Origin of the sequence: Micromonospora deserti (genome assembly GCF_003236335.1) — a bacterium.
In the GTDB taxonomy this organism is placed as follows: domain Bacteria; phylum Actinomycetota; class Actinomycetes; order Mycobacteriales; family Micromonosporaceae; genus Micromonospora; species Micromonospora deserti.
On record NZ_POUB01000246.1, the window covers coordinates 1 to 8944 of the forward strand.

The 8944-nt window shown below is 73.5% G+C and carries 7 protein-coding genes, 1 tRNA gene and 1 pseudogene; 1 reads left to right on the forward strand and 8 read right to left on the reverse strand.

What is annotated here, in order from left to right:
• Positions 1 to 143: 143 nt before the first annotated feature.
• From C1I99_RS25360 to C1I99_RS25370, 3 genes are all read right to left on the reverse strand, one after another.
• Positions 144 to 902: a Bax inhibitor-1/YccA family protein gene (locus C1I99_RS25360; protein WP_111136706.1), complete on the reverse strand. Its 759-nt coding sequence runs from the start codon at positions 900 to 902 to the stop codon at positions 144 to 146.
• Positions 903 to 1040: 138 nt separating this feature from the next.
• Entirely contained in the window at positions 1041 to 1856 is an 816-nt protein-coding gene (locus C1I99_RS25365; protein WP_111136707.1) for a Bax inhibitor-1/YccA family protein, read from the reverse strand.
• A 110-nt stretch (positions 1857 to 1966) separates the two neighbouring features.
• Positions 1967 to 2047, reverse strand: a tRNA-Leu gene (locus C1I99_RS25370).
• Between the two features lie 101 nt (positions 2048 to 2148).
• On the opposite strand from C1I99_RS25370, the gene C1I99_RS25375 reads away from it, so the two are divergent.
• Entirely contained in the window at positions 2149 to 4017 is a 1869-nt protein-coding gene (locus C1I99_RS25375) for a hypothetical protein (protein ID WP_111136708.1), read from the forward strand.
• Between the two features lie 15 nt (positions 4018 to 4032).
• On the opposite strand, the gene C1I99_RS25380 is transcribed toward C1I99_RS25375, so the two are convergent.
• The 5 genes and pseudogenes from C1I99_RS25380 to C1I99_RS25400 all read right to left on the reverse strand — a co-directional run.
• Entirely contained in the window at positions 4033 to 5364 is a 1332-nt protein-coding gene (locus C1I99_RS25380; protein WP_111136709.1) for an NAD(P)/FAD-dependent oxidoreductase, read from the reverse strand.
• A 105-nt stretch (positions 5365 to 5469) separates the two neighbouring features.
• On the reverse strand, positions 5470 to 6030 hold the full coding sequence (locus C1I99_RS25385; protein WP_111136710.1) for a hypothetical protein: 561 nt from the start codon (positions 6028 to 6030) through the stop codon (positions 5470 to 5472).
• A 173-nt stretch (positions 6031 to 6203) separates the two neighbouring features.
• A complete protein-coding gene (locus C1I99_RS25390) occupies positions 6204 to 7616 on the reverse strand; it encodes a DUF58 domain-containing protein (protein ID WP_111136711.1) in 1413 nt (470 codons plus the stop codon).
• Positions 7616 to 8623 (reverse strand): AAA family ATPase, encoded by a 1008-nt coding sequence (locus tag C1I99_RS25395; RefSeq protein ID WP_111136712.1) that lies wholly within the window; start codon positions 8621 to 8623, stop codon positions 7616 to 7618. The genes C1I99_RS25390 and C1I99_RS25395 overlap by 1 nt, the downstream gene beginning before the upstream one ends.
• Positions 8620 to 8944: pseudogene (locus C1I99_RS25400) on the reverse strand (hypothetical protein); the annotation flags it as partial. The pseudogene C1I99_RS25400 and the gene C1I99_RS25395, both read right to left, overlap by 4 nt.

Sequence of the window (8944 nt, forward strand, 5' to 3'; positions counted from 1 at the left end):
CTCCAACTCCCCCACGCTCACCCCCCGACTCTACGAGCCCCACCCATCCCGACACGCATTGTCGATCATGAAGTTGTTTGCCTCGCCACGCCGGGCAACAATTTCATGATCAACCGGGTAGAGGTGGGGTGCGGGCTGGTGGGTTAGCGGCGGAGGTAGCTGAGCAGGCGTAGGAGCTGCCAGTAGAGGAAGACCAGGCCGACCAGCAGACCGAAGGCGCAAAGCCAGGCGTAGCGGCGGGGCAACCGGTCGCGAATCGCGCGCTCGACCAGGTCGAAGTCCAGGATGAAGCTGAACGCGCCGGCGATGATCGCGACCACCGAGAAGGCCCACGCCAGCCAGCCGACCTCCCCGGTGAGGCTCCACACCGGCACCGCCTGCCGGCCGGCGACCAGCCAGGACACCAGGTTCACCACGCTGATCGCGACGATGCCGAGCAGCGCGCCCACCACCAGCCGGGCCAGCCGGGGCGTGGCCCGGACCAGCCGGGCCCGATACAGCAACGCCATGCCGAGGAAGACCCCGAAGGTGCCCACCACCGCCTGCCCCACGATGCCCGGATAGACCAGTTCGAACGCCCGGCTGGCCACCCCGAGCAGCAGCCCCTGGAGCAGCGCGTAGCCGACGATCGGCACCGGGCTGGTGATCCCACGCAGCGAGATGACCAGGACCAGCGCGATGCTGGCCAGGGCGGCGCCGGCCAACGCGGCGGGCAGCCACACCGCCTGCCGCACCGTCACCCAGGCCACCGCCGCCGTGGCGCCGGTGAGCAGCAGCAGCCCGACCGTACGCACCACCACGTCGTCGACGCTCACCGCCTCCGCGCCGCCGACGGCCACGCCCCGGATCTCCCGCCGGCTGGTCTGGTCCAGCCGGTTCAACACCGGGTTCTCGCTGCGCACGTCGCCTCCTTCACCGCGTACCCCCGGCAGTCACTCTGCCCTGGGCGGGCCCGGCGGCGGCGGGAAACGCCGAGGTCACAGACGACGGCGCCCGCCCTCGCGGTGCGGGGGCGGGCGCCGGTCAGTCGCGGGCGACGATCAGTCGTCGCCCTGGAAGTAGCTCAGCATGCGCAGGATCTCGATGTAGAGCCAGACCAGGCTGACCAGGATGCCGAACGCGGCAACCCAGGAGTAGCGCTGGGGCAGGCCCATCCGGACGCCGTCCTCGACCTCCTTGAAGCTGAGCACGAAGCTCAGCGCGGCGACCACGATGCAGACCAGGCTGAAGCCGATGGCCAGCGGGCTACCGTCGCGCAGGCCGGTGTTGACGCCGAAGAGCGCCAGCACCAGGTTGATCAGCATCACGCCGAAGAGACCGGCGATCACCGCGACCATGCCCTTGACGAACTTCGGGGTGGCCCGGATGACCTTCGCCCGGTAGAGCACGGTCATCAGGAAGAAGACGCCGAAGGTGGCGGTCGTCGCCTGGAGCACGATGCCGTCGTAGAGCGTCTCGAAGTACTTGCTGACCATGCCGACGAAGACGCCCTCGACGACGGCGTACGCGACGACCAGCGCCGGGTTCGCCATCCGGGAGAACGAGATGATCAGACCGAGCACCAGGCCGACGACCGCGGCGCCGATCCAGGCGACGCCGACCAGCGCGTCGGGCACCATGACCCAGGCGGCCGCGGCGGAGACGCCGAGGATGCCGAGGAGCGTGACGGTCTTGACCACCACGTCGTCGACGGACATGGTGCTGACGGTCGGCGGAGCGGCCGGGTAGCCGGCCTCCGTGGGGTACTGCTGGGGGTAGCCGGGCGCTCCGTACGGCCCGGTCGGTGCGTACCCGGCAGAGCGCTCCCGCTCAGCCGCCTGGCCGAGCCGGGCGAGCACCGGGTTCGAGGTCTTCACTGTCAGGCCTCCCTCAGGGGGTCGGTGCACGTCAACGTGCACCCACAAGAGTAGACGTCCCCGCCAGTCCCGTGGAGATCGCCAAGCTGAGCGGAAGCTGGGAGTGTCGGTGCCCGGGGCGGGGGTCGAACCCGCACGCCTTGCGGCAGCCGCTTTTAAGGCGGCCGTGTCTGCCGTTCCACCACCCGGGCGGGTGACACCGGCGCGTCGACACGCGTGGTGCAGTGTCACGGTAGCGGGTCCGCCGCGACCCGGCGTACCCCCGAGGCGGAGCCACACTAGGGTCAAGACCGTGAGCAGCGCAGCCCCCACGGCCCCCGACGCCGCCCCGAACCAGGCTGTCCGCCCCGCCGAGCCGCTGCTGATCCGGAACTGGCCGGCCCGGCTGCGGACCACGGTCACCCGGCACCGCGCGGATCTCGCCGTCGGGCTGCTCTTCGTGGCCCTGGCCGGCTGGCTCACCCAGGGCCTGTGGCCCGATCCGGCCACCCGGACCCTGGCGCTGAACCCGGAGGACCAGGCCCTCTACGAGTGGTTCCTCGCCGTCGACTCGCGGGCGCTGCTCGGCGACTTCGACCTGCTCACCACCCGGCTCAACGCGCCGGACGGGGTGAACCTGATGACCAACACGACGGTCATCGCGCTCGGTGTGCTCCTCGCCCCGGTCACCCTGCTGCTCGGCGCGCCGGTCACCTTCGCCCTGCTGGCGGCGGGAAACCTGGCCGGCACGGCGGTCGCCTGGTACCTGCTGTTCACCCGTACCCTGCGGGCCCGCCGGCCCGCCGCCCTGATCGGCGCGGCGCTCTGCGGCTTCGGCCCGGGAATGGTCTCGCAGACCAACAGCCACCTGCACATGACCGCGCAGTGGCTGGTCCCGGTGATCGTCTGGTTGGTGGTCCGGCTGCTGCGCGCCGCCGACCCGGCCCGGGCGCCGCACGTCCCGGCGGACGGGAGCGCCACCACCACGACCGGCAGGCTGGACTGGCGGCGGGTGGCGACCTCGGCGTTCGGCCTGGCCGCGGCGGTCACCGCGCAGGTCTTCATCGGCGAGGAGGTGCTCTTCCTCAGCGCCGTCACCCTGCTGGCCATGGCCGTCACCTACGCGGTGGTGGACCGGAACCTCGCCCGGCGCGTCCTGCCCGGCTTCGCCGGCGGGATGCTGCTCGCCACCGGGCTGGCCCTGCTCGTGCTGGGCTGGCCACTGTGGTTCCAGTTCGCCGGGCCGCAGGGCGTCGCCGACGGGATGTTCAGCCCGCACTACTTCTCGGCGGACCTGCGCAGCTGGTGGACGGTCTCGCCGCTGTCCATCGGCGGCGACGACGACGCGGCCCGGCTGACCACCGGGCCCGCCGAGTACAACGCCTTCCTCGGCTGGCCGCTGCTGCTGGTCGCCGCCGCCTGCACGCTCTGGCTGGGCCGCCGCCCGCTGGTGGTCGCCTGCGTGGCCGGGATCGTGGTGATGGGCGGGCTGTCGCTCGGCCCCCAGGTGGTACTCGACGGGGACCGCACCGCCGTGCCCGGGCCGTACGCCCTGCTGGCCGGGCTGCCGGTGGTGGACGGTGCGCTGCCGATGCGGTTCGCCCTCGCCGTACTGCCGCTGACCAGCACGCTGCTGGTGCTGGCGGTCGACCGGGCGCTGGCCGGCACCGGGCGGGCCCGGCGGCTGGTGCCCGCCGCGGTCGGCGTGGCGCTGCTGCCACTCGTTCCGGCGCCGCTGCCGACCGCCGAGCGGCCACCGTTGCCCGAGTTCGTCACCGCCGGCCACTGGCGTGAGTGCGTGCGGCCCGGCGGGGTGCTGGTCCCGGTGCCGCTGGCCACCCCGAAGGAACCGTGGCCGATGCGCTGGGCGGCCGCGGCGGACGCGGCGTTCGGCATGCCGGAGGGCTTCTTCATCGGCCCGTACGGGCGGGACGGCACGGCGGCGATGGGCACCTACAAGCGGCCCACCTCGGCGCTGCTGGCCGAGGTCGCCAAGCGCGGGCTGCGACCGGTGATCGGGGAGGATCAGCGCCGGCAGGCCGCGCAGGACGCCGACTTCTGGGGCGCCTCCTGCGTGGCGCTGGCCGTGGGCACGCCACACGCGGAGAGCCTGCGCGGCACCCTGGAGCAGCTCTACGGCCCCTCGACCCGGATCACCGACGCCTGGATCTGGCGGGTCTGACCCCGGTCGGCGATGTCAGCCCCGCAGCGCGCCGACCGGCTGGGACGCCTCGGCGAACTCCTCGCGCGGGTCGTGCAGCTGGCCCAGGGCGACCACCTCGCGCTTGAGGAAGAACGCCAGCGACCAGTCGACCACCACCCGGACCTTACGGTTGAACGAGGGAATCCGGCTCATGTGGTACGTGCGGTGCATGAACCAGGCCGGCCACCCGGTCATCTTCACGCCGTACACCTGGGCGACGCCCTTGTGCAGGCCGAGGCTGGCCACGCTGCCGGCGTGCTTGTGCTTGTACTCCACCGGCTCCCGGCCGCGGATGACGTTGACGATGTTGTCGGCCATCCGGCTGGCCTGCCGGACCGCGTGCTGGGCGCTGGGCGAGCAGTAGTTGCCGGGCTCCTTGGTGAGGTCCGGCACCGCCGCGCAGTCGCCGGCGCTCCAGGCGCCGTCGACGACCCGGTCCCCGTCGACCACCTGAAGGGTGGGCAGGCAGGTGACCCGGCGCCGCTCGTCGCGCGGGAAGTCGGTCGCGTCGAGCATCGGCGACGGCTTCACGCCGGCCGTCCAGACGATGGTGTCGGCGCGGAAGCTGTCACCGTCGGAGAGCTTCACCACCCCGTCGACGCAGGACTCCAGGCGGGTGTCCAGCCGGATGTCCATGTTCCGCTTGAGCAGCTGATGCACCGTGTAGGCACCCATGTCCCGGTCGACCTCGGGCAGGATCCGCTGGGTCGCCTCCACCAGCACCCAGCGCATGTCGTCCGGCTCAAGCTCCGGGTAGTACTTCAGCGCGTCCCGGGCCATGTCTTCCATCTCGGCGAGCGCCTCGATGCCGGCGTACCCGCCGCCGACGAAGACGAAGGTCAGCGCGCTGCGGCGCACCTCCGGGTCGGGGGTCACGGCGGCCACGTCCAGCCGATCCAGCACGTGGTTGCGCAGGTAGATGGCCTCGCCGATGGTCTTGAACCCGATGCCGTGCTCGTGCAGGCCGGGGATCGGCAGCGTCCGGGAGACCGAGCCGGGTGCCACCACCACGTGGTCGTACCGGATCTCCCGGGTCGGGCCGCTGATCGGCTGCACGACGGCGGTCCTGCGGTCGTGGTCGATCCGCGTCACCGCACCCGCGACGACCTTGCACTTACGCAACTCCCGCCGCAGCGGCACCACGGAGTGCCGCGGGGAGATGTTGCCCGCCGCCGCCTCGGGCAGGAACGGCTGGTAGGTCATGTGCGGCTGGGGGTCGACCACGACGACCTCAGCCTCACGGGAGCTCAGCTTCTTCGACAGGCGCAGCGCCGCGTAGAGACCGACGTGCCCGGCACCCACCACAAGGATCCGCTTCGGATTCACGTTATCTATCTTTCCCCGGGGGGCTCGGCTAATCCCGCTCGCGCCCCCCTTCTGTGACGGAGCACAACCCCTGTGACCTGCGCAACGTCCCCGTGGGACCGCTCGTCACCGGCGTCGCAGCAGCCACCCGAGCAACGCGGTCACCGCGACCGCGACCAGCAGACCGGCCACCGTCGCCGCCTGGAAACCCGCCTCGCGGCCGATGCCGGCGAGCTCGACCAGCAGCACGCCGAGCACGAAGGTCGCCAGCAGCACACCGGCGGCCCGCACCAGCCAGCGCACGATCAGCTCCGGATCGACCACCGCGTCGTGGGGCAGCACCGCGGCCAGCGCGCAGAGGGTGTGCGCCAGGTAGAGCGCCGCCGCCACGGCAAGCAGCCGCCACAGCGCGATCGGCCGGCCGTACCCGTCGGTGGCGAGGAGCCACCCACCGGCCGTGACCAGCGCCGCGAAGGTCGGCCAGATCCGGCGCGGTGCGACCGCCGGCAGCACCGCCACCACGACCAGGGCGCCGAGCGGCCGCCCGAGGAGCACCTGCGAGGGGTACGCCAGCACCAGACCGACCAGCACGGTGAGGAAGATGCCGGCCCGCACCAGCAGCGGGGTGAGGCTGATCCGGGCGGCCGCGTACCGCACCGCGCGCACCCGTTCGATGACCGCGCTCACCTGTGCCCGTCCTCGCTCGCGACTGCGGGACTCCGCTCCGCTGCGTTCCTCGCGCTCACCTGTGCCCGTCCTCGCTCGCGACTGCGGGACTCCGCTCCGCTGCGTTCCTCGCGCTCACCTGTGCCCGTCCTCGCTCGCGACTGCGGGACTCCGCTCCGCTGCGTTCCTCGCGCTCACCTGTGCCCCACCTTCGGGGCGGTGGCCAGCCGGGCCACGTCCCGCAGCACCTGGTCCAGGCTGCCCGCGCCGGCCCAGCGCACCACCGGCACGCCGTGCTCCCGCAACTGCCCGACCATCGTGTCCCGGTCCAGCCGCCACAGCCGGTACGCCACCTCGGCCCAGCCCCGGTCCTTCGGTAGGGGAAGGTCGGCCGGCAGGGTGTCCACCGCGACCACGAACCGCCCGGACCGGGCCAGCCGGGCCAGCATCTGCGCCGACCGCTCGTCCAGCAGCGGGGTGAGCACCACCACCAGCGCGTCCGCGGAGAGCAGCTGCGACCCGAAGACCTGGTCGTACGGCTCGTGCGGGGACGACTCGGCGCGTACGTCGAGCAGCCACTCCAGCACCGTCAGGTACTGGCGGCGGCCGGTGGCCGGGCGCAGCCGGCGCGCGGCGGGGCCGTACTCCAGCAGGGCCACCCGGTCGCCGCGGTGCAGGTAGTGCTCGGCGATCGCGGCGGCGGCCCGGACGGTGGTGTCCAGCACCGACGCGGCGCCGGTGACGCCGCCCGAGCGGCCGGCCTCGGCGAGCACGTCGAGCAGCACCACCACCTCGGCGTCCCGGTCGGAGAGGGTGGCCGCCACGTGCAGCTGCCGGGCCCGCAGCGAGACCCGCCAGTCGATGCGGCGCAGCCGGTCGCCCGGGGCGAAGATCCGGACGCCGGCCAGCTCACCGCCCTCGCCCGCCCGGCGCGAGTGGTGCGCGCCCACCAGGCCGGCGGCCCGGGGCATCGTTTCCACCGCCTCGAACGGCTCGGTCACCGGGTAGACCCGCACCCGGACCGGCTCGGTGACCACCGCCCGGGAGACGAGCAGGCCCTGCGCGGCGGCGACCCGGGCGCCGGCCGGGCCGATCGGGTGGCGGCCCCAGCGCAGCGCGGTGCCGACCAGCTCCAGGTCGACCGCGGCGGCCGGCGGCACGGCCGTCGCGAACGGGCGGTCGGCGGCGGACGGGGCGGCCGTCGCGCCGGAGCGGGACGCGACCGCGGCGCCGGCGATGGTCGCCCGCTCGACGCGCAGCCAGGGCGAGACCCGGGTGCGGACCACGGTGACCTCGTAGTCGACGGTGTCCGGGTTGCCGACGGTGACCGTGCCGGTCAGCTCGCCCCCCTCGACCAGGTGGCCGTCGGCGGCGGAGACCCACACCTGCGGCAGCGCGGCCGGCCGGCGGCGCAGCGCGTACGCCGTGCCGATCGCGAACGGGGCTGCCAGCACGATCAGGTCGACCCGGCCCAGCAGCACCCCGGCGATCAGGAACAGGCCGGTGAGGAGCACCGCCCGGCCCAGCGCCCAGGTGGGCGCCCAGCCGCTCGCCGGCTCGGGCCCCGGCTCCGGCGGCTCGGTCGGGGGCGGCGTCGGGGTCGCCATCAGCGCCCGGGCCGGCCGGCGGCGTAGCTGGGCAGGGCGCCGCTGGCCGGGGCCGGCGTGGCCGCCAGCACTTCACCGACGACGAAAGACGGGTCGACCCGGCGCAGCCACATCTCCGGCCGCAGCGTGATCCGGTGCGCCAGCGCGGGCACGGCGACCTCCTTGACGTCCTCCGGCACCACATAGTCCCGGCCGGCCATCACCGCCCGCACCCGGGCCAGCAGCAGCAGCGCCAGCGAGCCTCGCGGCGAGGCGCCGACCAGCACGGACGGGTGCTCGCGGGTGGCCGCGGTGAGGGCGACGATGTAGCGGCCGACCGAATCCTCCACCACCACGTCCTCCAGCGCGGCCTGCATGGCACGCAGGGTCTTCGCGTCCACGACCGGCGTGATGTCCGCCTCCTCCCGGCGGCGGGCCATCCGCCGGCGGAGCACCTCCCACTCCTCCTCGTGCTGCGGGTAGCCGAAGGAGACCCGGAGCAGGAAGCGGTCGAGCTGCGCCTCCGGCAGCGGGTAGGTGCCCTCGTACTCGATCGGGTTGGCGGTGGCGAGCACGTGGAACGGCTCGTCCAGCCGGTACGTCACGCCCTCCACCGAGACCTGCTTCTCCTGCATCGCCTCCAGCAGGGCGGACTGGGTCTTCGGCGGGGTCCGGTTGATCTCGTCGGCGAGGAGCAGATTGGTGAAGACCGGGCCGGCCCGGAACGCGAACTCCCCGCTGCGCTGGTCGTAGAGGAAGGAGCCGGTCACGTCGGCCGGCAGCAGGTCGGGGGTGAACTGGAGCCGGCGGAAGTCCAGCCCGAGGGCCTGGGCGAAGGAGCGGGCGGTCAGCGTCTTCCCGAGGCCGGGCAGGTCCTCCAGGAGCACGTGCCCGCCGGCCAGGATCCCGGCGAGGACCAGCTCCAGCGCGTCGCGCTTGCCGACCACGACCTGGCCGACGGCGTCGAGCACCGCCCGGGCGAGGTGGCCGACCTCGGTGGCGGGCATGCTCCGGTCCACGTCCATCACAGTTTCTCCAGTTCGGCGACGATCACCGCGAGGTCGCGCGGCGACGGGGGGCGGCGGGAGGGCGCGTTGAGGAACGTCCACAGGCGATCGCCCAGCAGGGCACGAGCCCGAGCGGGATCGGAGTCGCGGGTCAGGCCGTGCCGCTGGCGCAACCGCTCGTCGGCGAGCTCGCCGAGGCGGGGCAGGATCCGCTCGGCGAACCGCTCCCCGTTGCCGGAGGACCAGTCCAGCGGCCGTTCCCATCCGTTGATCGCGGCGCGCAGCGCGTCCCGGGCATTCCAGTTCCAGGTGCCGTCGCCCTCCCCGACCGGCACCCGGCTC